The organism is Pseudomonas brassicae (assembly GCF_010671725.1).
Taxonomy (GTDB): Bacteria; Pseudomonadota; Gammaproteobacteria; order Pseudomonadales; family Pseudomonadaceae; genus Aquipseudomonas; species Aquipseudomonas brassicae.
Map to the genome: position 1 here is coordinate 1 of NZ_JAAHBU010000106.1, position 26,302 is coordinate 26,302.

Annotated in this window: 23 protein-coding genes and 6 pseudogenes; 11 read left to right on the top strand and 18 right to left on the bottom strand. The window is 59.4% G+C overall.

Annotated features, from left to right (window positions below; all coding sequences use genetic code 11):
* A pseudogene (locus tag G3436_RS08945) lies at positions 1-496 on the bottom strand (HemK family protein methyltransferase); the annotation flags it as partial.
* 189 nt (positions 497-685) lie between these two features.
* Here G3436_RS08945 and G3436_RS08950 point away from each other — a divergent pair.
* The 5 genes and pseudogenes from G3436_RS08950 (at position 686) to G3436_RS08970 (ending at position 3,325) form a co-directional block, all read left to right on the top strand.
* Positions 686-1,276 carry a cysteine hydrolase family protein gene (locus G3436_RS08950; RefSeq protein ID WP_163943754.1) on the top strand — a complete coding sequence of 197 codons (591 nt, stop codon included), beginning with the start codon at positions 686-688 and terminating at the stop codon, positions 1,274-1,276.
* 72 nt (positions 1,277-1,348) lie between these two features.
* Positions 1,349-1,669, top strand: coding sequence for a hypothetical protein (locus G3436_RS08955; RefSeq protein WP_163943757.1), 321 nt, complete (start codon positions 1,349-1,351; stop codon positions 1,667-1,669).
* Between the two features lie 52 nt (positions 1,670-1,721).
* Positions 1,722-2,278 (top strand): annotated as a pseudogene (locus G3436_RS08960) (Smr/MutS family protein).
* 69 nt (positions 2,279-2,347) lie between these two features.
* Positions 2,348-2,893: a GTP cyclohydrolase I FolE gene (gene folE / locus G3436_RS08965; protein WP_163943760.1), complete on the top strand. Its 546-nt coding sequence runs from the start codon at positions 2,348-2,350 to the stop codon at positions 2,891-2,893.
* A gap of 60 nt (positions 2,894-2,953) precedes the next feature.
* Positions 2,954-3,325 (top strand): glutaredoxin family protein, encoded by a 372-nt coding sequence (locus G3436_RS08970; RefSeq protein WP_163943763.1) that lies wholly within the window; start codon positions 2,954-2,956, stop codon positions 3,323-3,325.
* Positions 3,326-3,364: 39 nt separating this feature from the next.
* Here the strand turns inward: G3436_RS08970 and G3436_RS08975 are convergent, their stop codons facing one another.
* On the bottom strand, positions 3,365-3,967 hold the full coding sequence (locus tag G3436_RS08975) for a glutathione S-transferase family protein (RefSeq protein WP_163943766.1): 603 nt from the start codon (positions 3,965-3,967) through the stop codon (positions 3,365-3,367).
* 144 nt (positions 3,968-4,111) lie between these two features.
* Between G3436_RS08975 and G3436_RS08980 the strand changes: the two genes are divergently transcribed.
* Positions 4,112-5,305: a benzoate/H(+) symporter BenE family transporter gene (locus G3436_RS08980; RefSeq protein ID WP_163943768.1), complete on the top strand. Its 1,194-nt coding sequence runs from the start codon at positions 4,112-4,114 to the stop codon at positions 5,303-5,305.
* Between the two features lie 153 nt (positions 5,306-5,458).
* Positions 5,459-6,462 (top strand): annotated as a pseudogene (locus tag G3436_RS08985) (NADP-dependent oxidoreductase).
* 51 nt (positions 6,463-6,513) lie between these two features.
* Here G3436_RS08985 and pyrF read toward each other — a convergent pair.
* Positions 6,514-7,215 carry an orotidine-5'-phosphate decarboxylase gene (pyrF, locus tag G3436_RS08990; protein WP_163943772.1) on the bottom strand — a complete coding sequence of 234 codons (702 nt, stop codon included), beginning with the start codon at positions 7,213-7,215 and terminating at the stop codon, positions 6,514-6,516.
* Positions 7,216-7,397: 182 nt separating this feature from the next.
* Between pyrF and G3436_RS08995 the strand changes: the two genes are divergently transcribed.
* Positions 7,398-7,565, top strand: a complete 168-nt coding sequence (locus G3436_RS08995) for a DUF2897 family protein (RefSeq protein WP_078479756.1) — start codon at positions 7,398-7,400, stop codon at positions 7,563-7,565.
* Positions 7,566-7,637: 72 nt separating this feature from the next.
* On the opposite strand, the gene G3436_RS09000 is transcribed toward G3436_RS08995, so the two are convergent.
* A complete protein-coding gene (locus tag G3436_RS09000; RefSeq protein ID WP_163943775.1) occupies positions 7,638-7,964 on the bottom strand; it encodes a ComEA family DNA-binding protein in 327 nt (108 codons plus the stop codon).
* A gap of 195 nt (positions 7,965-8,159) precedes the next feature.
* On the opposite strand from G3436_RS09000, the gene G3436_RS09005 reads away from it, so the two are divergent.
* From G3436_RS09005 to G3436_RS27475, 3 genes are all read left to right on the top strand, one after another.
* Complete coding sequence (locus G3436_RS09005) at positions 8,160-8,999, top strand: lipopolysaccharide kinase InaA family protein (protein WP_243667073.1); 840 nt, start codon at positions 8,160-8,162, stop codon at positions 8,997-8,999.
* A 139-nt stretch (positions 9,000-9,138) separates the two neighbouring features.
* Positions 9,139-9,465 (top strand): metallophosphoesterase, encoded by a 327-nt coding sequence (locus G3436_RS27470; protein ID WP_243667074.1) that lies wholly within the window; start codon positions 9,139-9,141, stop codon positions 9,463-9,465.
* Positions 9,466-9,511: 46 nt separating this feature from the next.
* Positions 9,512-9,886: a metallophosphoesterase family protein gene (locus G3436_RS27475; protein WP_243667075.1), complete on the top strand. Its 375-nt coding sequence runs from the start codon at positions 9,512-9,514 to the stop codon at positions 9,884-9,886.
* Positions 9,887-9,918: 32 nt separating this feature from the next.
* Here the strand turns inward: G3436_RS27475 and G3436_RS09015 are convergent, their stop codons facing one another.
* The 14 genes and pseudogenes from G3436_RS09015 to G3436_RS09080 form a co-directional block, all read right to left on the bottom strand.
* Positions 9,919-11,913: a polysaccharide biosynthesis protein gene (locus G3436_RS09015; RefSeq protein WP_163943780.1), complete on the bottom strand. Its 1,995-nt coding sequence runs from the start codon at positions 11,911-11,913 to the stop codon at positions 9,919-9,921.
* A 73-nt stretch (positions 11,914-11,986) separates the two neighbouring features.
* Positions 11,987-12,995 (bottom strand): annotated as a pseudogene (locus tag G3436_RS09020) (MraY family glycosyltransferase).
* Positions 12,992-13,959: pseudogene (locus G3436_RS09025) on the bottom strand (UDP-glucose 4-epimerase family protein). Before G3436_RS09025 ends, G3436_RS09020 begins: the two co-directional pseudogenes overlap by 4 nt.
* Positions 13,960-14,114: 155 nt before the next feature.
* Complete coding sequence (locus G3436_RS09030) at positions 14,115-14,822, bottom strand: acylneuraminate cytidylyltransferase family protein (RefSeq protein ID WP_163943783.1); 708 nt, start codon at positions 14,820-14,822, stop codon at positions 14,115-14,117.
* Positions 14,819-15,502: an imidazole glycerol phosphate synthase subunit HisH gene (gene hisH, locus G3436_RS09035; RefSeq protein ID WP_243667076.1), complete on the bottom strand. Its 684-nt coding sequence runs from the start codon at positions 15,500-15,502 to the stop codon at positions 14,819-14,821. The genes G3436_RS09030 and hisH overlap by 4 nt, the downstream gene beginning before the upstream one ends.
* A complete protein-coding gene (gene hisF / locus G3436_RS09040) occupies positions 15,462-16,223 on the bottom strand; it encodes an imidazole glycerol phosphate synthase subunit HisF (RefSeq protein ID WP_163943787.1) in 762 nt (253 codons plus the stop codon). Before hisF ends, hisH begins: the two co-directional genes overlap by 41 nt.
* Entirely contained in the window at positions 16,220-17,563 is a 1,344-nt protein-coding gene (locus tag G3436_RS09045) for an N-acetyl sugar amidotransferase (protein WP_338001224.1), read from the bottom strand. The genes hisF and G3436_RS09045 overlap by 4 nt, the downstream gene beginning before the upstream one ends.
* Positions 17,564-18,619, bottom strand: a complete 1,056-nt coding sequence (locus G3436_RS09050) for a nucleotidyltransferase family protein (protein WP_163943793.1) — start codon at positions 18,617-18,619, stop codon at positions 17,564-17,566. It lies immediately after the preceding gene.
* Entirely contained in the window at positions 18,616-19,308 is a 693-nt protein-coding gene (locus G3436_RS09055; protein WP_163943796.1) for an acetyltransferase, read from the bottom strand. The genes G3436_RS09050 and G3436_RS09055 overlap by 4 nt, the downstream gene beginning before the upstream one ends.
* Positions 19,305-20,390, bottom strand: a complete 1,086-nt coding sequence (gene neuB / locus G3436_RS09060; protein WP_163943798.1) for an N-acetylneuraminate synthase — start codon at positions 20,388-20,390, stop codon at positions 19,305-19,307. Before neuB ends, G3436_RS09055 begins: the two co-directional genes overlap by 4 nt.
* Before the next feature lie 3 nt (positions 20,391-20,393).
* Positions 20,394-21,548: a UDP-N-acetylglucosamine 2-epimerase gene (gene neuC, locus G3436_RS09065; RefSeq protein WP_163943801.1), complete on the bottom strand. Its 1,155-nt coding sequence runs from the start codon at positions 21,546-21,548 to the stop codon at positions 20,394-20,396.
* Entirely contained in the window at positions 21,545-22,696 is a 1,152-nt protein-coding gene (locus G3436_RS09070; RefSeq protein WP_163943803.1) for a LegC family aminotransferase, read from the bottom strand. The genes neuC and G3436_RS09070 overlap by 4 nt, the downstream gene beginning before the upstream one ends.
* Before the next feature lie 8 nt (positions 22,697-22,704).
* Positions 22,705-23,896: pseudogene (locus G3436_RS28835) on the bottom strand (NAD-dependent 4,6-dehydratase LegB).
* 405 nt (positions 23,897-24,301) lie between these two features.
* Positions 24,302-26,296: an acyltransferase family protein gene (locus G3436_RS09080; RefSeq protein WP_163943806.1), complete on the bottom strand. Its 1,995-nt coding sequence runs from the start codon at positions 26,294-26,296 to the stop codon at positions 24,302-24,304.
* Positions 26,297-26,302: the final 6 nt, after the last annotated feature.

The window sequence follows — 26,302 nt, forward strand, 5'->3', positions numbered from 1 at the left end:
CCTGCCACCTCAAGCGCCTCGAACGACAGGTCGGCCAGTACTACCTCGGCCTCGGGGAACACTTCGGCACTGACGATACCGATGCAGCCAGAGCCGGTACACAGGTCCAGGATGCGTGCCGGCTCGCTGGCCAGCCACGGTTCGAAACGTTTTTCGATCAGTTCGCCAATCGGTGAACGCGGGATCAGCACACGCTCGTCGACGATAAACGACATGCCGCAGAACCACGCCTCACCCAACAGGTAGGCCGTGGGCACGCGCTCGTCCACACGCCGCTTGAGCAGGCGCTGCAGCTTGACCAGTTCGTCGTCTTCAAGACGGCAGTCCAGATAGCGTCCGCCACTTCCCACGGCAGGTGCACGGCGCCCAGCACCAGCAGACGCGCTTCGTCCCAGGCGTTATCGGCACCGTGCCCGAAGAACAGCCCCTGCTCATGAAAACGGCTTACAGCCCAACGGATGTGGTCGCGCAGGGTGCGCAGGCGGGAAGTGATCACGGCAGACTCCTTTAAAGACGACCGGCAATTCTAACAGCCTGAACGTGAAATGGGCCGTTCAATCGGCCTGCCGAGGGATTCGCACACATGGCTGCAGGCCACTAACCACGCCTGTTGTACGCGAAGCGATTCACATAAGTGCTCAAGCAGGGGACAATAGGTGAAAAGCCCCATCCAAAGGAGCCCCTGATGTCCGTTCCAACGACGATGTTCCACCTCAGTGGCCGCGGTTACCCGCCGGCCAAGCTGAGCAACGCCAGCCTGGTGATTATCGATGCGCAAAAGGAGTACCTCAGCGGGCCCCTGGCGCTGTCGGGCATGGACGAGGCGGTGGCCAACATCGGCAAGCTGCTCGAGGCTGCACGCAAAGCCGGTCGCCCGGTGGTGCACGTACGCCACCTGGGTACTGTCGGTGGCCTGTTCGACCCCCAGGGCCCACGCGGCGAGTTCATCCCGGGCCTGGAGCCGCAGGGCGATGAGATCATCATCGAAAAACGCATGCCCAACGCGTTCAAGAACACCACGCTGCACGAGACCCTGCAGAAATACGGTCATCTGGACTTGATCGTGTGCGGCTTCATGAGCCACTCCAGCGTCAGCACAACGGTGCGTCGTGCCAAGGACTACGGCTACCGCTGCACCCTGGTCGAAGATGGCTGCGCTACCCGCGACCTGCCGTTCAAGGACGGCGTGATCCCGGCCGCCCAGATCCAGCAGAGTGAAATGGCGATCATGGCTGACAACTTTGCCTGCGTGGCCCCGGTCAATAGCCTGATCTGAGCACCCGGCAGCCCACTGGAACCACCGTGGAACATTGGGGTCCAACCCCGGATATCCACAGAGGAAATCGGAATGAAGTTATCCGATGGTTTCGATGCCAAACGCTTGCGCCCCCGCGAGCGCCGCAACTGGGGCGCTCGCCTGGCAACCGCCTTCTCGGCGCTGCTGGCGATTTTCGGCGTATTGCTCAGCATGGCCGGCATCGCCGGCCTGCTGGGCCACGCCGAGGCGTTGGGCGAATTGAACAGTAATCGTGCCAGCGCTGCCGTGGTACTGGGCCTGGGCGTGCTGCTGCTGTACCTGGGGATCTGGTTCTGGCGACGCAGCCGCCTGCGCCTGCGCCGTGCCCAGGGGCTCAACCTGTCACCGCACCTGATGAAGAAACACGATTGACTGCAGCCCTGAGGAGAGTCGCGTAAACTGCGCCGCCCAGGCGGAGGCTTACATGCAAGACGACGATTTTTCCCTGTTCAAGAACCAGATGCACGGCGTCAAGCCCATCCGGCATGACCGCGCCGACACCGGCAAACCCAAGCCCGATCGCAAACAGTTGGCCAACCTGCGCCAGGCCGCTACCGTGCGCAGCGACCAGACCGTGGTAGACGGCTTGTCTGATCAGTTCGTGATCGATGTCGGCCCGGAAGATGACCTGCACTGGAGCCGCGATGGCGTGCAGGAAAGCCAGATGCGCAAGCTCAAGCTCGGCCAGATCGGTTTCGAAGGCAGCCTCGACCTGCACGGCATGACCGTGGAGAAGGCCCGCGAGACGCTGTGGGCCTTTCTCGCCGAAGCCACCCGCTTCGAAGTACGCTGCGTACGGGTCACCCACGGCAAGGCGGTACGCCTGGATGGCAAGCGCCCGATGATCAAGAGCCACGTCAATACCTGGCTGCGCCAGCATGCCCAGGTACTGGGCTTTACCTCGTGCCAGGCCCGCCATGGCGGTACTGCGCCGTGTATGTAATGCTCAAGCGAACCATGCTCGAAGGTCGCGACGAGTAACGCCGTACTTGCAGCGCCGCCGCCGCCGCCGTACCCTTCGCGTTTGCGATAAATCTCACAGGTAGATCCATGTCCCTGGAACAGCACTACACCGCGATTCTCGGCCAACTGGGCGAGGATGTCTCCCGCGAGGGCCTGCTCGACACGCCCAAGCGGGCTGCGAAGGCCATGAAGTACCTTTGCCGCGGTTATGACCAAACCCTGGAAGAGGTGACCAACGGCGCCCTGTTCAGCTCCGACAACAGCGAGATGGTCCTGGTCAAGGACATCGAGCTGTACTCGCTGTGCGAACACCACCTGCTGCCCTTCATCGGCAAGGCACACGTTGCCTACATCCCGAGCGGCAAGGTGCTGGGGTTGTCCAAGGTCGCACGCATCGTCGACATGTACGCCCGTCGCCTGCAGATCCAGGAAAACCTCAGCCGTGAAATCGCCGAGGCCATCCAGCAGGTAACCGGCGCGCTGGGCGTGGCGGTGGTGATCGAGGCCAAGCACATGTGCATGATGATGCGCGGTGTAGAGAAACAGAATTCGAGCATGATCACCTCGGTGATGCTCGGTGCGTTCCGTGACAATGCTGCCACGCGCAGCGAGTTCCTCAGCCTGATCAAGTAATCGGCCGAAGGACTGCAAGCCGACCTGCCCGGTCGGCTTTTTTCATTGTGAGGAGTTGCCATGATCGTCAAAGCACTGCGGGTTGGCCTTGGCCAGTTGATCGTCTTCCTCGACTGGATCAGCCGCCCGAGCAAGCTCAAGCGCGATGCTGCCGCCCAGGCCCGGGTCGAGCAGCAAGCCAAGGGCTTGAGCCTCTATCAGTTTCACGCCTGCCCGTTCTGCGTGAAGACTCGCCGTACCCTGCACCGCCTGAACGTACCGGTGACGTTGCGCGACGCCAAGAACAATGAACAGGACCGCCAGGCCCTGCTTGAGCAGGGTGGCAGGATCAAGGTGCCTTGCCTGCGCATCGAAGAGGACGGCAAGACGACCTGGATGTATGAGTCCAAGGTAATCATCGAGTACCTGAACCAGCGGTTTTCGGCAGCCTGACAGGCGCTGTCGTCGGCAGGCCGGCAAAGCGCCCGCCTGTCAGTCGATCATGGGCACATGCCGCGGGTGCGATGCCACGCGCTTGAGCCAGGCGCGGATGTTCGGGTAGTCATCAAGCAGAAAACCCGCCTCATGGGCCACATGGGTATAGGCATACAACGCCACGTCGGCAATCGAGTACTGCTCGCCCACCAGGTATGGCGTAAGGCTCAGCTGTTTCTCCATCACGTTCAGCGCCTTGTGCCCGCCCTTCTGCAACGCCTTGTATTCTTCAACACGGTCTTGCGGCATGCCCAGGTAAAACTGGATGAACCGCGCGACCGCGATATACGGCTCATGACTGTACTGCTCGAAGAACTGCCATTGCAGCACCTGGGTGCGCAAGCGCGGTTCGCTGGGCAGGAACAAGCTGCCGTAGGCGAGGTAGTTGAGAATTGCGTTGGACTCCCACAGGTAGGTACCGTCTTCAAGCGCCAGCACCGGCACCTTGGCGTTGGGGTTCATGGCAAGAAACGCTGGTGTTTGCGTCTCGCCGTTGAGGATATTCACGGCATGCCACTCGTAGGGCAAATCAAGCAAATGCAGCATCAACTTGACCTTGTAACAGTTGCCCGACTGATAGTCCCCGTAGACCTTGTACATTACTCCCCCTCTTGAATGCTGGAACCAAACTGCCCTTCATAGTTGGCGACTGTACGGCTAAATGCAATGGTCGCTGTATGACATAAGCCGCTGTATCGCAGGGTAGTCTGAAAAATCTGCTTACACCTGCACAAGGATTGCCCCATGCCCCACGCCACCCCAGCGCAGTTGCGCCCACTGGCCGATTCCTCGCCCTCCGCGGTGGTCGCCGGCTTTATCGCCATGCTCACCGGGTATACCAGTTCGCTGGTGCTGATGTTCCAGGCAGGCCAGGCGGCCGGCCTGACCACGGCTCAGATTTCTTCGTGGATCTGGGCGCTGTCGATCGGCATGGCGGTATGCAGCATCGGCCTGTCGTTGCGCTATCGCACCCCGATCACCGTGGCCTGGTCGACGCCGGGTGCGGCGCTGCTGATCACCAGCCTGGGCGGGGTCAGCTACGGCGAAGCAATCGGTGCCTACATCACCTGTGCAGTACTGGTGGTGATCTGCGGCCTGACCGGCAGCTTCGAACGGTTGGTGCGACGCATCCCCGCCTCGCTCGCCTCGGCGCTGCTGGCCGGGATTCTGTTCAAGATCGGCAGCGAGATCTTCATCGCGGCCCAGCACCGCACTGCACTGGTGCTGGGGATGTTTTTCAGCTATTTGCTGATCAAGCGTGTATCGCCACGCTATGCAGTACTCACCGCACTGGTGGTGGGCACCGCGCTGGCCGGCGGTATGGGCTTGCTGGATTTCAGCGGTTTCAGCCTGGAAGTGGCCACCCCGGTGTGGACCACGCCGACGTTCTCGCTGGCGGCGACCGTCAGCATCGGCATCCCGCTGTTCGTGGTGGCGATGACCTCGCAGAACATGCCAGGGGTTGCCGTGCTGCGCGCCGACGGCTATCAGGTGCCTGCCTCGCCGCTGATTTCGGTCACCGGCTTTGCCTCGCTGTTGCTGGCCCCGTTCGGCTCCCACGGCATCAACCTGGCAGCGATCAGCGCCGCCATCTGCACCGGCCCGCACGCCCACGAAGACCCGAACAAGCGCTACACCGCCGCGGTGTGGTGCGGGGTTTTCTACGGGGTCGCCGGGGTATTCGGCGCCACACTGGCGGCATTGTTTGCTGCCCTGCCCAAGGAGCTGGTGCTGTCGATTGCCGCCCTGGCACTGTTCGGTTCGATCATGAACGGGCTGACCGTGGCCATGAGCGAAGCCAGGGAGCGTGAGGCCGCGCTGATCACCTTCATGGTGACGGCATCGGGCTTCACCCTGTTTTCCATTGGCTCGGCGTTCTGGGGGATTGTAGCGGGGGTGTTGACGCTGATGATCCTGAACTGGCGCAAAAATGCCTGAGCCGCACGGGCGGTGCACTATCGAGTCGGGTGATGTCAGATGCTAGGCTAGATCACTGAGATCGATCATTTACCATTCGCCTTGAGGCATAACCTTGAAGATTCGCTGCGGCGGGTCTATCAACAGGATTTGCCCCTTTGAGAGAGCCTTGCCATGACTGCCCAGAACAACCGCCGCTTCCTGCTCGCCAAGCGCCCTGCAGGTGCGGTGACCCGCGACGACTTCATTTTCGAGACGGTGCCCGTGGGCGAACCTGGCGAGGGCCAGGTGCTGGTGAAAAATCTGTACCTGTCGCTTGATCAGCCATGCGAGGCTGGATGAACGAGGGCAAGTCCTACATCGCGCCGGTGGGCATTGGCCAGGTGATGCGGGCGCTGGCGGTGGGTGAAGTGGTGGCCTCCAGGCACCCGGGGTTTGCGGTCGGCGACCACGTCAACGGCGCGTTGGGCGTGCAGGACTACTACCTGGGCGAGCCGCAGGGCCTGTACAAGGTCGACCCGAAGCTGGTGCCACTGCCGCGCTACCTCTCGGCACTGGGCATGACGGGCATGACCGCCTACTTTGCGCTGCTTGACGTAGGGGCGCCCAAGGCGGGCGACACCGTGGTGATCTCGGGTGCGGCAGGCGCGGTCGGCAGCATTGCCGGGCAGATCGCCAGGATCAAAGGCTGCAGGGTGGTCGGAATCGCCGGCGGCACCCACAAATGTCGCTACCTGGCAGACGAGCTGGGCTTTGATGGCGTCATCGACTACAAGGCCGAAGACGTGCTGGAAGGGCTCAAGCGCGAATGCCCGAACGGTGTCGACGTGTATTTCGACAACGTTGGCGGCGATATTCTCGACGCGGTGCTCAGCCGCCTGAACGTCAAGGCGCGGGTGGTGATCTGTGGAGCCATCAGCCAGTACAACAACAGGCAGGCGGTCAAAGGGCCGGCCAACTACCTGTCGCTGCTGGTCAATCGTGCGCGCATGGAGGGCTTCGTGGTGATGGACTATGCGGCCCGCTACGGCGAGGCCGGCAAGGAGATTGCCGGCTGGCTGGCCAGCGGCGTGCTCAAGAGCAAGGAGGACGTGGTGGAAGGCCTGGAAACCTTCCCCGAAACACTGCTGAAGCTGTTCAGCGGGGAGAACTTTGGCAAGCTGGTGTTGAAAGTCTGACGGTGTCGCCCCCTTCGCCAGCAAGGCTGGCTGGCGAAGGGGGACGAGCGCTTAGCTGCGAAGCTGCGCTACCACGTCAGCCAACGCCTGAGCCGGATCAGCCGCCTGGCTGATCGGGCGACCGATCACCAGGTAGTCGGAGCCGGCATCCAGCGCCTGGCGGGGCGTAAGAATACGGCGCTGGTCGTCCTGCGCACTGCCGGCAGGACGGATACCCGGCGTCACCAGTTGCAGCGACGGATGCGCCGCCTTCAGCGCAGTGGCCTCCAGCGCAGAGCACACCAGCCCGTCCATACCGGCCTTCTCGGCCAGCGCCGCCAGCCGCAGCACCTGCTCTTGCGGTTCGATATCCAGGCCGATGCCGGCCAGGTCTTCGCGCTCCATGCTGGTCAGCACGGTCACACCGATCAGCAGGGGTTGTGGGCCGCTGCGCTGCGCCAGCACTTCACGGCAGGCCGACATCATCCGCAGGCCACCGGAGCAGTGCACGTTGACCATCCATACGCCCATTTGCGCGGCAGCCTTGACGGCCATGGCAGTGGTGTTGGGGATATCGTGAAACTTGAGGTCGAGGAACACTTCGAAGCCCTTGGCGCACAGGGTTTCAACGATGCCCGAGGCGCTGCTGGTGAACAGTTCCTTGCCGACCTTGACCCGACACAGCGCGGGGTCCAGCTGATCGGCCAACTTCAGGGCGGCGTCACGGGTGGGGAAATCCAGGGCGACGATGATGGGCGTCTGACAGGCGGACATGGGCAGGCTCTCTGGGCAAGTCGAAATCGGCGCGCATTGTAGCCGATGCACAGGGTCAATGGGGGCCGATGATCGCGAATTCGCCGTGGGCGGGCCCGACTCTTATACTTGAACCATCGGCACAATCGCCGAGTCCAACCTCACATGAGGCTGCGCCATTCGCCGCCTATAAGGAGAAGCACATGCCCTGGTATGCCTGGTTGATCTTGCTGGTTGCCATCGGCTCGATTGTCGGCGGCCTGATGATGCTGCGCGATACCGCGAAAAAGCTGCCGTTGACCGAGGAGCAGCTCAAGCGTGTACATGAGCGCAATGCTGAAGCCGACGCGAAGGATGCGCAAGACCGATAAATACGGTGCAAGCCGTTGAGCAACTACCCCCGCCAGCACAACGGTCGGCAACGCCCGACCCGCCCCCTCAGGTCACTTGACCGTCAGCTTCTCGCGATTGCGCTCGATCAGCGCCTGCCCGATCCCTTTTACTTCAAGCAACTCGTCGACCGAGGCAAAGGCACCGTTGGCTTCGCGGTAGGCCACGATCGCTTCGGCCTTGGCCTTGCCGATGCCCGCCAGCGAGGCCTGCAGTGTTGTCGCATCGGCGCTGTTGAGATTGACCGTGCCAGCGCCTACCTCGGCACTGACAGCCGTGGTGGGCAAATCACCCCCAGCCTTGCCGGCCGCTGCAAGGGACGGCAACGAGAATGCGCTGAGCAGCGCAAGCAGCAGAGAAACAAGAAAGGTATTGCGCATAACGATGACACTCCTTGGTGTGTGAGCTTGCAAAGGCAGCATTTCCTTGGCTGCCTGCAAAAACTAGCGGGTGATGGCGCACACATCCACAGTCAAGCGAAATTCGATTCAAACAAGATGTGAAAAAAATGTAAAAAGCTGTAGGAAATGTTACCGTTTTGACTATTTAGAATTTCCTACATGGGATGTACTGCGTTGCGCAAAGGGAAGAAAAAGCTGGTTGACGGGTACCCGTTCACGTTCAAGCATCAGCGCTCCACACTCCACCTGAAGAGACCTGTATCGGCATCGACAGCCAAGGTTTTTACCCAACTGCTGAGCCAGGAACGCCTGGCCAAACGAGTGAGTGCGCCGCTTCCCTCTGGCGAACATGCCCTTTTCGCCAAACGCCAGGTACTTGAAACCCTGCCCAAGAAAATCCGCTTTGCCCGGGGCACGCGCAAACGTTGCGGCATGTTCGACTGGCCTATCGAAGAACTGATCAATACCGCTGAAGCGCATCGACGCGGCGCGTGCGTGCCCGCCGTGGTTGGCTACGGCTACACCAAGTCACGCCTCGGCCTGATGGATGATTTTTTCATCATCACCGAGCTGCTGCAGAACTACACCGACGGCTACCAGTGGCTCCTTGCCAAGCCTGAGGAGGTAGAGCGGGTGATTGCCGCGGCGTTCGCGCTGATGTTCTCGCTCAACAGCAGCGGCATCTATCACATGGACCTGTGGGCGGCGAATGTGATGATGTGCAATGACGGCACAGCACCGACCTGTGCGATCGACCTGGAGAATTGCTTTTCCGCCACTGCGCCCTTCCTGAGCGAAACGCTGGGCTTTCAGTTCGGCTTTTTTTATCGCCGGGAGGTCTATCGGTACATTGACGAGCAGGACTATGACGAGCGCGTGAGGCAAGCACTGCAGGCCTACCAAGACGTGGACCATCCAAGGTTCTGCGCCGTGTATGAGCAGGCCAAGCATCAGGATGTGGGCCGAAAAGAGCGACGAGGCGCATTTTCACAAGGCCGCATAGACCTGGACTGAGATCGGCCAACGCCCTGCCTTGGCATAGCGCAAAGCCGTTCTGGGCGTGGCGGCAGACTTATGGTAAAAGCCGGCTCAAGGCATCCGTGTGTTCATGCACGCGTCCAGCCCCTCCCGATTATTTTCAAGAGTACGCAGGTTGTCGGTATTTTCTCGCACGCCACACGTGGGCTTTTTTGACGTCAACACCACAGGGCGCGACTTTGTCGTAGGGGATGTACACGGGCATTTCGAGTTGCTGGATGCGTTGCTGGCCGAGGTTCAACTGGAACCTTCGATCGACCGCGTATTCTGCACCGGCGACCTGATTGACCGCGGACCGGGCTCGGCGCAGGTTCTGGATTGGCTCTCCCGCCCCTGGTTCCACTCGGTACGTGGCAATCACGAGCAGATGGTGCTGGACTACATGTCCGGTAAAGGCGACGCCCCCCCGCCACGCCCGCAATGGTGGCGCCTGGTTCTATGAGCTGGCGCAAGACCACCAGGTACAAATCGCAACGGCACTTCTTGCAATGCCGGTGGCCCTGCAAGTGCAGTTGAGCGACACCAGCGCAATCGGGGTGGTGCACGCAGAATGCCCTGGCTGGGAGAACGGCCTGAGCTGGCAACACTCGACCAAGCTGTTGGTTGGCGGCCATCACCTCGAACAATCCACTGCATTGCTACAAGCCATGTACGCTCGGGGCAAGATCTCGCGCCAGGACGCTGCGGCCATTTCCGGCATAAAGACGGTATACGTCGGGCACTCCACCGTCCCTCACGTCACTCAGCTAGGTAACGTGGTCTACCTCGACACAGGCTGTTCCTTTGCCGACGGCCACCTGAGCGCCATCGAAATAGCCAACCAGCAAGTGTTCAGTGCCTATCCGGCCACGCAGGGCTGCTAGTCAGCGCACCGCCTGTAGCGCCCACCCGGCACTCAACCGTCCAGGCGCTTGTGCTGGTGGACCCAGTCAACGATTTCGCCATCAGGCGTATAACCGCTGACGGTCTCACGCAGAATCTTGCGTATACGAACGTAGTCATCCGCATTGATGGCCTGCCCCAGCGCCGCCAATCGCTCCTTGAGCACCTCCCACCCCAGGTAGTCCTCTACCGCGCTCATGATCATCGGATGCCGCGTGGCGACGACATTGTCACCGATCAGCAACTCTTCATAGAGTTTTTCACCTGGCCGCAGCCCGGTGAACTCGATGGCGATATCACCACGGGGATTGCTGTCCGAGCACAGGGTCAAACCCGACAGGTGAATCATTTTCTCGGCCAGCTCGACAATCTTTACCGGCTCCCCCATGTCGAGCACGAAGACGTCACCACCCTGCCCCATCGAACCGGCCTGAATCACCAGTTGCGCAGCCTCCGGGATAGTCATGAAGTAGCGGGTGATCTTGGGATGGGTCACCGTCAGCGGCCCACCCGACTTGATCTGCTTGTAGAACAGTGGAATGACCGAGCCAGACGAGCCCAGTACATTGCCGAAGCGGACCATGGTGAAGCGGGTCTTGTTCACATGGGCCACATTGCTGCTGTCCTCGAACAGCACCGGGGCAATTTCGCGACTCAAGGCTTGCAATATCATCTCGGCAAGGCGCTTGCTGCTGCCCATCACATTCGTCGGTCGCACGGCCTTGTCGGTGGAGATAAGCACGAAATTGGGAACATGAGCCTGCACCGCCGCCTGCGCGGTACTCAACGTCCCCATGACATTGTTGAGGATGCCCTCGGCAATGTTGTGCTCGACCATAGGTACATGCTTGTAGGCTGCGGCGTGGTAGACCGTGTCCACCTGCCAGACCTTCATCAGGTCGAGCAATTTGGCCTGGTTGCGTACCGTCCCCAGTATCGGCAGTAGCCGCGTGCAGGGCGACAACCGACTCGCCTGCTGCTCCAGCTCCGAAAGGATGCTGTAAAGGTTGAATTCACTGTGCTCGAACAGCAGCAACACCTTGGGCTTGAGCTCAAGGATCTGCCGACACAACTGCGAACCGATCGACCCTCCCGCACCGGTGACCAGTACCACCTTGCCGGTCACACAGCGCTCCAGCAGGTCTTCCTGCGCCGGCACCGCGTCGCGCCCCAGCAGGTCGCCTATGTCCACTTCCTGAAGATCGTCGACCTTGACCCGGCCGCTGGCCAGGTCCATGAAGCCGGGGATACTTCTGACATGCAGCGACAAGCCTTCGAGAAAGCCCAGAATCTCACGCCGGCGACCTCGGCTTGCCGATGGAATCGCCAGCAGCACTTCCTGCGCCCCCGTGACCTCCATCATTTTCTGGATCTGGTGCGGCTTGAACACCTTCAGCCCGGAAATGACGCGACCGGCAATACCGCTGTCATCGTCAAGAAATGCCACCGGGCGCATCATCTTGCCCATGCGCAATGCCGCAACCAACTGGTTACCCGCCGCACCGGCGCCATAGATCGCCACTTTCGGCAGGCCATCATCACGACTGGTAAAGGGCACATGCTGGGCGGCGCTGAACCAGTCGCCGAGGAAATACTGCCTCATGCCCAGGCGCATGCCACCAATCATCACCAGGCTCAGCCACCAGTAGTTGAAAATGATCGAACGTGGGACCAGGTTCTGATGGTTGCTGTACCAGAACATCACGACACCCAGCAACAGCGCCGACAAGCTGACGGCCTTGAAGATCGCGATCAGTGCGTCGTTGCCAAAGTAACGCATGACCGCACGGTACATCCCGAAATACGCGAACATCGGGATAGCGATCAGCGGCGCGCTCGCGAACAACCAGTAGTGCTCGCGCACAGGGTTGACCAGCTCCTCGATACCCAGGCGCACCAAAAACGCCAGCCACAGCGCCGCCCAGACGACCAATACATCTGCCAGTACCTGGAGGAGACGCTTGTGCCGTCGCGGCAAAGCCAAAAGTAATCTACGCAATTCTTCCATAATCCTTCAAATACCTAGCCAACCCGCTGAGCGTGGAGATGTCCACATACCGTCCCGTGGGTATCACGCCACGCTATTCCAGAGCGCCAGCACGATACCTCAGGGCTAGCGCCACCAGGGGGACGTAAGCAATCAATACCCCCAATGCGCCGTCCAGGTCCAGCAAGACCACACACACTGCGATAGGCAACAACCAGAAAACATTCAACGCCGCCATCCCCAGGGTAACCGGGAGATGCCGACCATACTCACGCGCAGCAAACTGATACGCATGGCTGCGGTGCGCGACATGCACCTTGTCGCCTCGGGCCAAACGCCTCACCAGGGTAAGCGTTGCATCGACGATGAAGCCACCCAGCATAATCAGCCAGCACCAGAAGAACGCCTGCGAGCTCCAGGCCGCCTGCAATGACATCCCGGCCAGGATGATGCCGAGAAACCCGCTACCGGCGTCGCCCATGAAAATCCGCGCAGGTGGAAAGTTCCAGACCAGGAAGCCGGCAACCGACATGCTCAGCAGCAGGGCCAGCACACTCAAATGCGCCGCACCACCCAGGGCATACACCAGACACATGCCCAAGCATACGGTAATAGCCTCGACACTGGCGATGCCGTCGATGCCATCCATGAAGTTGTACAGATTGAGCATCCAGACCAGGTAGAGCAGGCCCAACGGCACGCCCAGCCAGCCTAGATCCACGGGTACCCCGAACACCACCAGCGGCGGGATCCCGCCCAACCAGCCCAAAAGCCAGGCCGCCGCAACAAAGTGCGCGAGCAAACGCCAGCGCACTGAAACAAAATCATGATCATCCATGAAGCCCAGCAGTGCGATCAACGCCCCCGCACCGCCAAGCGCAATCAGCACCGATGGCGCCTCACTACCGAACACTGCCAGCACAAGCAGCGACAGCAGAAAGCTCATTACGATCGATACGCCCCCCCCCGCGCGGCGTGGGGACGCAGTGGGAACTGCGCATGTTGGGCACATCGATCAGGCTCCTGGCGATCGCATAACGGCGCAAACCAGCAGTGAGCACAAGAGAAACCAGTACGACCAGGCACAGCCACCATGCACTCATTTACGACAATCTTCCTGATAATGCTGGGCAGTAGCGTTCAAGGCGGTCTCCATGTCTAGCGGAGGCGTCCAATCCAGCACTGAACGTGTTTTTTTTATATCCGCTTGCAATGAACCACACAGGCGTTGAGACAAGGCGCGCTTGCCAATCAGCGTCGCCCCCAGGCGCAGTAACACCTGCGGCACAGGCAACAGGCGGCAGGGCTTGTTCAAGGCACGTGCCATATTGCGCAGCAGCTCGGAGGTAGACACATCCTCACCGTCGCTGACCAGAAAGGTCTGGTTGGCCGCACGGGGGTGGTCCACGCAGACCGAGATCAGATCAACCAGATTGTCCACTGCCACCAGGCTGCGGCGATTGTCGATAGCGCCGAAAGGCAATGGCACCCCCTTGTCGATCCAGCGCATCATCGACAGAACGTTGGCCTTGACCCCTGGCCCGTAGACAAGCACAGGTCGAATGACAACAACCTCCATGCCGGTTTCACGCCCCACCGCATGCAACCCCTGTTCCGCTTCCAGCTTTGAAATACCATACGGATCGCAGGGTGCAGGCACATCGTCGGCGCAATAAGCATGGCCTCGGCCTGTGCCTTCGCCGTTGACCTTGATCGAACTGAGGAAGATGAATCGCTTTACCCCAGCGGCAGCGGCATGCCGGGCAAGTGCCAGCGTGCCGTCGACATTGACCGACGATAGGCCGCAAGCGGATCGCGCGCGTCATCCTGCATCACATGCACGCGTGCGGCGCAATGGATGACGATATCGTGCCCGGTGAGCACCGACACCCAGTCCCGTTGATCATCGAACCGCTCAAACTCGAACACTGCAACCGACGGCTCAGGCGACACGGCGTTCGCGCGCAATGCGGCCGTGACCGAACAGCCACTGGCGATGAGGCGTTTTAGCACGGTGCGCCCGACAAATCCCGAAGCGCCCGTGAGGAATATCGAATGCGGGGTCACTTGAAAATCTCGCGCAGTGACATCAGCCCCGCGTCAGCAGGTATATTGGCCGCAATGCCACGGACAGCGTCGTCAGTACCCATGGTTTGCGAACATGAGTACTGTGTCACAACAATAACGTGGCGCTTTTCTTCAGCCATTGCAATTCCCAATCATTAACACGTGCGCACACCATTGGCCTGGCGCTGAAGCGCATACACCGCCAGCGCCCAATCGTCGGGAGTATCGATATCCAGCGACTCGATCGGCTCGGCAATGACCAAAGGCAGAACGCCTGGCCCCACGAATCGCTTTTCCTGACGAAGTGCGTCTGGGGAGATCAGGTAGATGGAACCGTTGAGTGCATACGCCGGCTGCAGATCCTGAGAACGGCTGGTCAATGCCTCCCACCCCAGAAACGGCTCCAGCGAATCGCCTTCGAGCCTGAAGCTCCATGCCGGGTGAGCAGCGGCTGTGCTGACGCTGACCACTGATCGGCGGTTACTGCACTCGAACAGCGACACCGCCTGGCGAATCGACTGCACGCTGCGAAAAGGTGACGTCGGCTGAAGCAACATCACGCCGTCCACCGCACCCTGCGCGGCCTCATAGTCCTCCAGCACCTGAAGCACCACATCGACGCTGCCGGCCGTGTCGGTCGCAAGGTGCGCCGGGCGCAACCCAGGCACATGCGCGCCGAAGCGCTGCGCCACCTGGGCAATCGCCGGATCGTCGGTAGAGACAATCGTCTCGACAAACACCTTGCTCTGCAAAGCAGCCTCGACCGTCCAGGCAATCAGCGGACGCCCGTCAAGCAGCTTGATGTTCTTGCCTGGCAGCCGCTTGGAGCCACCCCGGGCCGGGATGATGGCAAGGATCTTCATTTCGACGCCACGAAACGGCTTAACATCGAGAGGCCGACCTTGCCGCTCTTTTCCGGGTGGAACTGCGCGCCACAGACATTATCCCTGGCCACCACCGCGGCAATCGCCGTATCGCCATACTGGCAATCAGCTATACGGTGTTCGGCGGCGCGGGGCACGGCCATGTAAGAGTGGACAAAGTAAACCGCGCTGTTTCGGGGATCGATGGACTCCAGCAGGGTGCCTTCCCACGCACTGCGCGCCTGCGGGTAAACCAGGCTGGACCAGCCGATGTGCGGCACCTTCAGCGCAGCACCCGCATGATCCTGGGCGGGTATCGCCTCGACAGTACCCGCAATCAACCCCAACCCTTCGCAGTGGCCAAACTCATCGCTGCTGTCGAGCAGCATCTGCATGCCCAGGCAAATGCCGAACAATGGGGCGCCCGAGGCAGCATAGGCCTTGATCGCCTCGTCCATCCCGTTTGCACTCAACTGACGCATGGCATCTGCAAACGCACCGACACCCGGCAGCAGCACCTTGGAGGCATGCTTGAGCGCCTGGGGATCGGATACCAACCTGACCGTCGCGCCACAATGCTCAAGTGCTTTCTGCACGCTGAACAGGTTACCGACCCCATAATCAATAACGGTAACTACATTACTCATACCTGCGTACCCGGATTCCCGCTGCCGAAACATCGTTGCGAATATCGACCAAAGCGGCCCGCTTGTAGTGCAAGATGTCGGCCATCGCAACGGCATCCGCACCCTTGCCAACCACCTTGACGGCATCCTGGGCGCTGCCCATTCCGCCACTGGCGATGACGGGAATGCCCACCGCTTCAGTAACGGCCTGCACCAGCTCCAGATCGAAACCCTTGCGCGTACCTTCCTGATCCACAGATGTCAGCAGTATTTCCCCGGCACCCAGCGACGCACCTTCACGCGCCCACTGCACCACATCACGCCCGGTGCTTTCGCGGCCATTGTCGGTGAACACCTCCCAACGCCCCGCCGCCACGCGCTTTGCCTCGATCGAAAGCACCATGCACTGGCTGCCGAAGCGACGAGCAATCTCGCTGATCAGCGTAGGGTTGCCCACGGCCGCCGTATTCACGGCGACCTTGTCTGCACCGCAGCGCAACAAATGAGCAACATCCTCGACCGAGCGCACGCCGCCGCCGACGGTCATTGGAATGAACACGTTCTCGGCGGTGGCGCGGATCAAGTCACCCAGACTGTTGCGCCCGTACAGGCTCGCCACACAGTCCATGTAGATAAGCTCGTCGATACCCTGCTCGTAGTAGCGCAGGGCATGTTCGTTTGGCGAACCGATGATGCGCAGCCCTTCAAGGTGAATACCCTTGATCAGGTTGGCCCCCTTTACATCAAGGCGGGCAATCAGTCGCGTGTTGCTCATTCAGCACTGCCCTGCGGGTTCCAGGGGGTGTAACGCAGCTTCCACTCGCCATCGACGACGTGCCACAGATGCGGCGAACGGAAACGGTCGCAGGTCGCAAGAAACTCTTCACGCGTCATGCTGATGTAGTCCAGGAACTCTTTTTCGTAGCGCGCAGGGTATTCGCCTTCATACCGCTGCATCAGCGCCATGGCTTCGTGCTTGTCGATATGGTGGTTACGGATTTCCTGAGCGGAATCCATCATCGAGCGCCCCACACCGAACTTGATCCAACGGGTGAAGTAGAAGAAACCGTCGACCTTGTCATCCAGGCTGTTGTACTTGGAGTACGTGCCCTCGGTACGAACAGGGTTGGCTTCAAAGCCGGTGTGTTCAACCGCATAGTAGTAGGCCTCCTGCGGGACCCACTTCTTGTAGTAGCCCAGGTACTTGAACTCGATACCTTTGCGTTCCAGCACCTCAGGCGCCATCGGCAGGTAGCTGGCGAGGTCGACCATCGGCACGCCTTCATCCAGATACTCGCCGATCGGCTTGCCGCCGAGGAAGATATCGCGAATGTCGCGCCCCCCCAGGTAATCCAGGGAGAAGCCCTCGCTTTCGGCGACATCGCTGGCGCCTGCATAGCTGGAGGTCTTGTGCGAAATCTTCTCGCCGTACTCGCCTGGCATTTCCCCGTAAAAAATCAGCGGGATATTGAGCTTGGCGGCCATCTTGGCGACAAAGGTCTTCTGCCCCAGGATAAACGGCTGAAACGGGTGCAGCAGGTTGATCGTTGCATTGCGCGTCAGCAGGCGATGGATCTTGCCGTTGGGCGTATACAGGAAGTTGTCGAAGCCACCGACATGCAACCAGTTCTGGAAGTTTTTCCAGCCGATATCGGTATACAGGTGCGGCGACCAGGTCACGGTCAGCGGGTTCATGCCGTACTTGTACTTCAGCAGGTGGGACTGCATCGCGCTGTCCTTGCCACCGCTGCCCCCCACGATGCAATCGTAGCTACCGTCACTCTTGCGGTATTGATTGCACAATTCGATCAGTTCGCGCTCGCGCTCATCCCAATCGATCTCGCCCGTTTCCTTGAGCTTGTTGAAGTTGCAGGCGTGGCACACACCATGCTCGTCGAACGTCAGCGTCGTCTTGGTAGAGCTGTTGCTGTGCGCGTACTCATTGCTCGACATGGGCTGCTGGTTGGACATGTTGCAGATCGTGCAAAACTTGACGTCTCGCGGCAGCCCGTAGAAAACTTCCAGCTCGCCTTTGGGTGCGGCAAACTTGGAAAGGTCTATCGTTGAGCTTGGGGAAATTTTCAAAAAACCAGTCTCCAATTGCGAATACAACAATCAAACAGGGTACTTGTTACGAGCCAACTGCAGGTCGTCAGGGCGCCCCACATCCAGCCACGGCTCGTGCATAGGGTAAGCAATGGTACTTTCGCCCTTCTGCTGCACACGCTCGAACAGCGTAGGCATGTCACATTGCCCGCCCACGACGAGTTCATCGAGAACGGCGGGGGCCAGGACATAGATACCGGCGTTTACATGAGTTCTGTAGATAGGCTTTTCATCAAAGCCTACAATCTTTATGCCATCCGTTCGTATCACGCCGAACGGGTTCTGCCATTCATGCAGCCTTACCGCCATTGTTGCCATCGCGCCATGCCGAAGGTGGAAGTCAAGCATCTCGCCATAGCGTATATCCGTCAGCACATCACCGTTGGTGACCACAAACGGCAGCGTTGGACGCGGCGCCAGCAAACTGATCGCGCCCGCGGTACCAAGCGGAGAGTCTTCGTGAAGATAAGCGATCTTCACGCCCCACTTGTGGCCATCGCCAAAATAGTCCTCGATCATGTGCCCCAGGTAGTGCACAGACACGATGAAATTGACAAAACCGTCTGCTTTCGCACGCTCGATGATAAGTTCGAGGATCGGTTTGCCACCCACCGGCAACATCGGTTTGGGGCAGTCTTCGGTAAGTGGCAGCAAGCGCTTGCCCAGCCCACCGGCCATGATCACCATCGTGTGTTCGCGATCAACAGGCTCGAGCACTTCGTCCCACAGGTGCAGGCCGATGACATGCCGCTCGCTGTCGACGATCGGAAGCTGGTGAATCTTGTTGGCGTGCATCAGGTCCAGAACCAGCTCACGCGCCATATCGGGCGGCACCACCAGTGGGCTGAGCGCCATGATCTGCTCAACCGGGCTATCCAGGTTCAGGCCCCGCAGCAGGCCACGCCGAACATCGCCGTCCGTGACACTGCCCTGCAGGCGCCCCTCAGGGCAGACCACAAGCGTGATCTGCAATCCCGAAGCGTCCAGATTGCTGATCGCCTGTTGAATACTTGAACCTTGGGCAAGCAGTACATTGCGCCATAGTTGCTGATCTAGTGGTTTCATGTCTTCTCTTGCCGACTCAGGTATTTCGATTCATTGATGCGTACTGGCGCACTCATTACCACCTGCCCTGCGGGCAAGTCTTTGACCAGGGTCGTGCCCGCCCCCACGATGGCGCATGTGCCCACCGAGACACCTTGCAGGGTGGTGGAGCCCGCACCGACGAATGCACCACATGCCACGTTGACCGCGCCACACAGCACCGCACCTGGAGCAATATGCACGTGGCTGCCGATTATACAGTCGTGATCGATTCTGACCCCGGTATTTGTGATCGAGTTAACACCAATCCTCGTATCGGCTTGAATCACCGCGCCAGCCATGACCTGCACCCCGTCGCTCAACTGCACACTCGGATCCACCCACGCAGCGGGATGAACCAATGCAGGAAAGTGAAAACCACGTGCGCTGAGGGCCTGGAACATGTCCTGGCGACGAGACAAGCCCGGCACCTGCCCAACCCCGTTGACCAGCCCAACCTGTGCCCCCTCGAACTGGTCGAGCACCTCGTCGCCGCCGAGCACACGTATGCCGCGCCACGACTCGATGGCAGCCCCAGCAAGGGCGGGGTCACATACGCCAAGCACATTGGCACCAATTGCTTGCAGCAACGACAACATCACCTTGGCATGACCACCTGCGCCAAGCAAAAGCACTGGGCGCGCTGCACAATGAGCCGGTTCGGCAATCATTCCACAACCTCGCCAGCACGATAGGCTCGCGCGGCCGACATACCGATCAACCCCCACAGTGCGGTAGCCGGCAGGCCCCCGCCGCAGCGTGCAGTGGCCAAATCAGCGCGGGAGAATCGCTCGCCGGCGGCCATGTCACGGGTGACCACCACTTGCTGGCGCGCAGCTCTGCGCGTATCCCACTCACTCGGCTGCGGCGACTTCATGGGCGATCCGAGCGCCTGCTCCAGGCCGCGAATCTGCGCAACCATGTCGGCGAGTTCAGCCGGTTCCAGGGAAGCCTTGTGGTCCGGGCCCGGCATAGAGCGGTCCAGCGTGAAGTGTTTTTCGATGACGCGCGCACCACGGGCAACCGCCGCCAATGGAATCAGCAACCCCTGGGTATGATCCGAGTAGCCGACCTCCAGGCCGAATGCCTGTTGCAGGGTATCCATCGCCCGAAGGTTGACCTCCGACAGCGGCGTCGGGTACTGCGAAGTGCAGTGCAGCAAGGTCACATGCCCCTGCAAGCGCTCACGCGCCTGCGCATCGCTCCAGCAACGCCAGACCTGCTCCATGTCGGCAGGCTCCTGATCGTTCGTCAGGGCATGCGCAATAATGGCAAGCCCCTGCTCGACCTCGCTCAGGGTCGCCATGCCTGTAGACACGATCAGTGGCTTGCCCGTGCGCGCGAATTGCCATAGCAACGGCCCATTGGTCAATTCGCCAGACGGTATCTTGAAGAACGGTATGCCCAGCGTGCACAGGAACGCGAGGCTGTCGCCGTCGAAAGCGGTGCTGATGAATTCAATCCCCTTGGCCTTCGCATGCGCCTGCAAGTCGGCATGCCAGGCCCGGGGCAGCTCCAGTTTCTGCAGCATGGCCAACTGGCTTTCGCCCGCATCCGTGGTCTTTTGCTGATAAGACGCCTTCGGCGCGGTGGCAGACGCCAGCTTGCGCGCATCGAACGTTTGAAACTTGACCGCATCAGCCCCTGCGTCCGCCGCCAGTTCCACCAGCTCGAATGCCAGATCGCGCTGACCGTTATGGTTAACGCCTGCCTCAGCAATGATGTAAACGCACTCTTTGTTAGCTGATCTCATACGTTAACTCAAATCATGAAATGACTTGTGACCCGAAACGTCACAGGCTGCAAGGGTACGCACGATGGTGCTCGCGGCATCGCCCTGCCCATAGGGATTGACCACTTGCCGGCTTGCCCGAACGAACGCCTCGCCCAGCGCCTGGGTCAGCGCCGACTCGATCGCCTCCTTGGTCGCCGCGCAGTGCAGCACCGAGCTGGCACTCAGTCGGCCGGCCTGCCGACTGCCAATATTGACCGTAGGCACACCAAACGAGGGGACTTCGATAATACCGCTGGATGAGTTACCCACTACCGCGGCAGCACGCCTGACAACGCTCAGGTAGCGCCTGAAGCCCAGAGAAGGAATCGCCAGCACACGCTGAGGATGTCGAGCGGCAAACTGCTCGATCAACGGAATGATCGCACGCCCGCCATTATCGGCATTCGGATACGTTAGCACCACACGATACGCATCAAATGCCTCCAGCGCCTGCAGCAGCGCCTCGAAGCTTTTCACCGGATCCTCTTCAAGCAGGGTCACAGGGTGATAAGTCACCAACAGAAACGGCTCAGCCAGGTCAAAATCGAGGCTCTCGCGCAACGCCTGCAGTGACATGTCTGGCGTACGCTTGAGGTGATCGAGCCCGACAGCCCCGACATTGAAGACACGCTCGGGAGATTCGCCCATCTGGATCACACGTTGACGGTAAGGTTCTGCCGCCACGAAATGCAGAAACGCCATTTTCGTGATCGCATGCCGAATGGCGTCATCATACGCGCCCTCGGTCAGCTCACCGCCGTGCAGGTGCACGATCGGGATGCGCATGATCAATGCAGCCTGGCAAATGCTCAACGCCTCGAAACGATCACCCAGCACTACCAGCAGGTCCGGGCGCAATCGGTCAAGGGCATCGGCGAAACCCAGTACGCCCAGCCCCATCGACTTGACCGTACCGACATCGGTGTTCGACGACAGCAGCATCTCCACCTTGGCATCGATTTCAAAGCCGTCCTGCACGATCTGCTGCCACGTGTCGCCGAATTCGGGGGACAAATGCATGCAACTGACGATCAGTTGCAGCTCCAGCCGGTCGCTTTGCTGAATTTCCTTCATCAGCCAGTACAGCAAGCCATACTCGGCCCGCGTGCCGGTAAAGACGGCCACCCGACGGGTCATTTGCCCTCCTGGGGAGGCACGCTGCTGGGCAGATTGACGACGCGCGCTTCAAGCCACTGGGCGTTGCTCAGATCGCCTTTGACACAGTGCTGATACGCCGGCAGACGGTTCATCAACGCCCAGATCGGGCGCGTCATCACACCGCGTTCATTGGTCGCCTTGAGCAACGCATCGCGCTGGGCGCGGTCCGGGCAGATGACTGCGTTGAGCCAGTAGTTGGAGCGGCAACCTTGCGGCTCTGTGACAAACTCAAGGTCGCTGCCCTGCAGCGCCTCCTTGTAGCTCATCGCCAATCGACGCTTGGCTGCCAGGAAACCATCGAGCTGCTCGAGCTGAGCGCACCCAAGGGCCGCATTCAGGTTGGGCAAGCGATAGTTGTAGCCAACTTCGTCATGGACATACTCATAGGCATGCGGTTGCTTGGCGGTTGTCGTCAGGTGCTTGGCCTTGGCCCCCAGGCTCTCGCTGGTCAGCAGCATGCCGCCGCCGCCCGTGGTGATCACCTTGTTGCCGTTGAAGCTCAACGTGCCGACCAGCCCGAAGGTCCCGGTATGACGCCCCTCGTAGGTGCTGCCCAGCGACTCGGCGGCGTCTTCAACCAGTGCCAGGTTCCAACGCTTGCAGACGGCCATCAGTTCATTCAGTGCAACAGGGTGACCAAAGGTGTGCATCGGCAGACAGGCACGCAGGACTCTTCCATCCTCACGCAGCCGGCAAAGGCCATCCTCGCCGATCACAGCCTGCGCATCGAGCCACTGCTCCAGCGCTGCCGGCGACAGCCCCAGCGTGTCACGATCGACATCCACGAAAACCGGCTCGGCCCCGCAGTAAGCGATAGCGTTACAGGTCGCGACGAAGGTCAACGACTGGGTGATGACCAATTCACCAGTCTTTACCCCCGCCAGCAACAAGGCAATGTGCAGGGCCGCAGTACCGTTGACCGTCGCCACCGCACGCGGGCTGCCGGTATAGACTTGCATGTCATGTTCGAAGCGGTCTACGAACGCCCCCACACTGGACACGAACGTGGAAGCAATGGTGTCGCTCACATACTGCTGTTCATTACCCGCAAACACCGGTGCGTGCAGCGGGATAAACTCTTGAGTGCAGTATTGATCGCGCACAAACCTGACCAGCGAGTCGTACATACCGAACCTCAGACGTTATAAATATTGGCTTTGTACTTGGCCAGGTTGTGCGGCTGCGTGAACCACTCCACCGTTTTTTCCAAGCCTTGACGAATCGAATACTCGGGGGTGAACCCGGTCAGGCCGTTGATCTTAGTGTTGTCGCACCAGAGCCGAAACACCTCGGACTTTTCTGGGCGCATGCGCTGTGCATCCGTGAGAAATTCGACATCACTGCCCATCAACTCGCGTACCAGGTTCAGGGTATCGGCCACCGAAATCTCGAAATTGGAACCGATGTTCACCACTTCGCCAACGGCCTGCTCGCAACGCGCCAACTCCAGGAAACCACGGCAGGTATCGGCCACGTAGTTGAAGTCTCGCGTAGGGGTGACATCCCCCAGTTTTATCTGCTTCTGGCCCGAGGCAATCTGGCTGATGATGGTCGGGATCACCGCACGCGCGGATTGACGCGACCGTAGGTATTGAAGGGGCGAGCAATCGTCAACGGCAAGTCGAACGCATTGTAGAAACTCATCGCCATCGCGTCCGCACCGATTTTCGATGCACTGTAGGGCGATTGCGCCTGCAGAGGGTGCTTCTCGTCGATAGGCACATATTGTGCCGTACCGTAGACCTCACTGGTCGACGTGTGAATGACACGCTTGACGCCGTTTTCCATCGCCGCCTGGCAAATGTTCAAGGTACCTTTGACATTGGTGTCGACGTAACTGTCCGGCGCGACATAAGAATAAGGAATGGCGATCAAGGCGGCCAGATGAAGATGATGTCCACATCTTTGGTAATGTGCTTGCAGTAATGCGGGTCACGCACATCGCCATTGAGTACTTCAATGCTGGACAAGCAGCCTACGTCTTCCAGCCACCCCCAATAGTTGAACGAGTTATATTGGGACAGTGCTTTCACCTTGTAGCCTTCGCGTACAAGCAGTTCGGTCAAATGCGAACCAATGAAGCCATCGGCGCCGGTCACTAAAACGGTAGTCATTCTTGAACCCTTTAACGTGTTGGCCTCGAACCCTGACGGGTGAAGCGCAAAAAACGAATAAACCTTGCCTGCCCAACGCTGCGCACCCCACGTATGTCGGAGGGCACCGCGATGCCTCTGGAACGCCGGTTCCAGCCACCTGCGCAGGTGGGTACTGGCCATTGAGCATGTGATTTGCACAACTGTGAAGCATCTGCATGCCGTGCGCAACATCGGGGCGCGAGCACGGGCACGCCCTGTAAAGGGCTGACTGCAGATTACGTTCGGGGGGCTTCAGGCCGTGCCCATGGGAGCACACTAGGTAACCGAACCACGGACTCCACGTCCTTGATGAGCGCAAGAAGCGCCACCCCCCGCTACCACGCGCTGCCGCCCCCTTCGCTGCACGGGCTGGGGACCGCCCCCTGAGAGCCTGGTCCCGACGCTTCAATCAACTGAGCGCGGCTTTCATCACAGTGGGTAGACGGGAAAATTGCTGGGTAGATCAATCATGGCCGGGATTATACCGGCTCGTACGATGAAGCGCGAAGCTTGCGCCAGTAGGTGTGGCGCTATCGCTTCACCAGAGTATCGCGGCCCCCTGCCGAACGCAGTGCCGGCAGCCAACTGACCACCACACTAGGGCTTCTGTCTCAGCGCACCGTAGGACGATTGTTCGGCGCGTATTTTTTCAAACAAAGGCGATAGACGAGACATTTCATATATAGCGCCTATTGGCGATAGGTGATGCACATCCCGGAACGTCACCCGCCCTTCGTCGTCAAAAAAACTACACTGTCCTTGCGGGCACTGAACGTCATGCACGGGGATATAGTTAACCGACAACCTAGCCAACTTGGCACTGTAAGCCAGCTCCCTCGCAGCAGCACTGGCATCGGCTTTGCAAATCTGCCGTAAACGTTCATCAGAAAAAATGAAATCCGGAACGGCGTAGCACTGGGCAAGCTCCACCCCTGGCCGAATGAAATCCCCAATAACATAAGCGGAATGCCCATACCCCTCCAGCGTTCGTACATGCTGATTATTGATCTTGGATATAGCGTCCGGTCGATTACGTTTGGCATTTGATATGAAAACAGTAAGATCCCCTTTGTAGGCTTCAGCCCAGGACAGGAATGACCTGTTGCGCGCTGCGCACTGCTCCGTCAACAACCGCGAAGAAAATTTTCGCAGAACCCCATCAAACCCGCTTTGCGAAATGCAACCGCTTAAATAGGCAACCGCAATATTAGAATCTTTGAACAGCTCCGAAACCCCTGCCACCAGGTGCATCGCATGGCTATCCCCCCATACCACAACAGTATGGTTCGAGCGACGGTCATTTTGACAGGTAAATAGATCGTTGGGGAAACCGCTCAAATTTCCAGCGCAGTACTGACGCCTTTCAACTACCCGCCACTCAGAATTACTGAGGGCAACACGATGCACCGGCACCCGCCCTTCGAGCGCCTTGAGCAAAAACACAGCGCCCACAGACAGGATCAAAAGAACAGCGAATGCCGAGCGCGAAAAAAAACCGTAAACCCCAGCGCAGGCCTTGCTTTCGGTGTACCTAAAGCGACACTCGACCCACACATAGAGAGCGTAGCCAAAACCGAACATGACCGTCAGCAACACCAGCATGTCGCCGACGCCCAGCTCACCGAAAACAGTTCTGTAATAAACAATCAGCGGCCAGTGCACCAAGTAGAGCGAGTAACTTATGCCACCAACAAACACCACCAGTGGATTTGCCAGAAGCACGCGCCCAAGCCTCGAGCGCGGAGCAACCACAATAAGTGCAGCAGCGAGAAGCGCCACCCACAGCGCATTGTAATAAGGAAAAACGCTACGTCCTGTCAGGGACACCATCAACAGGAGCAGACCGCCCAAGGCGGCCAGCAAAAGAATATCCGCAAAAAGGCCATCGATCTTGAGTCGCTCCAGACGAAGCAAGACCAGCAGTGCACCAATACCAAATTCAAAAATGCGAAACGGCATTAAATAGAAGGCGGTCGACCCTCCATCGAGGAAAATTGCGCGCCAACCGCCAGCCGTACCTAACACGCTGCCCAGATCGTACGATATAAACGCCCAGTTCAATCCAAGCGACGCCGCGCTCAAAAGAGCCAACACAACCACAAAGGATCCCCTTGACAAATACTTCAAGGACATCATTATCAGCAACGGCCACACTAGGTAAAACTGCTCCTCGACACCTAACGACCACGTGTGCAGCAATGGCTTTATTGATGACTCGACGTCAAAGTACCCGACTTGCGATAAAAAATAGAAATTGGAAACACTAAAAAACGCGGCTAATGCCGAGTCCAGCAGCAACCCAAAACGCTCATCAGAGAACAGCAAAAAACCACCCGCCAGCGTAAACATGCAGGTGACCAGCATCGCTGGAAACAATCGCCTTATCCGTCGTCGATAAAAATTCGACAGGCTAATGCCACCTGTACGTTGATACTCTCGCAGCAGCAGACCCGTAATCAAATAGCCGCTGATCACAAAAAAAACATCTACACCAACAAACCCGCCTGGCAACCAAGAAATTTCCAGATGAGCGAAAATCACCGCCAGAACAGCCAGCGCTCTCAGGCCCTGAATTTCCTTACTGAACCCCATATTCAA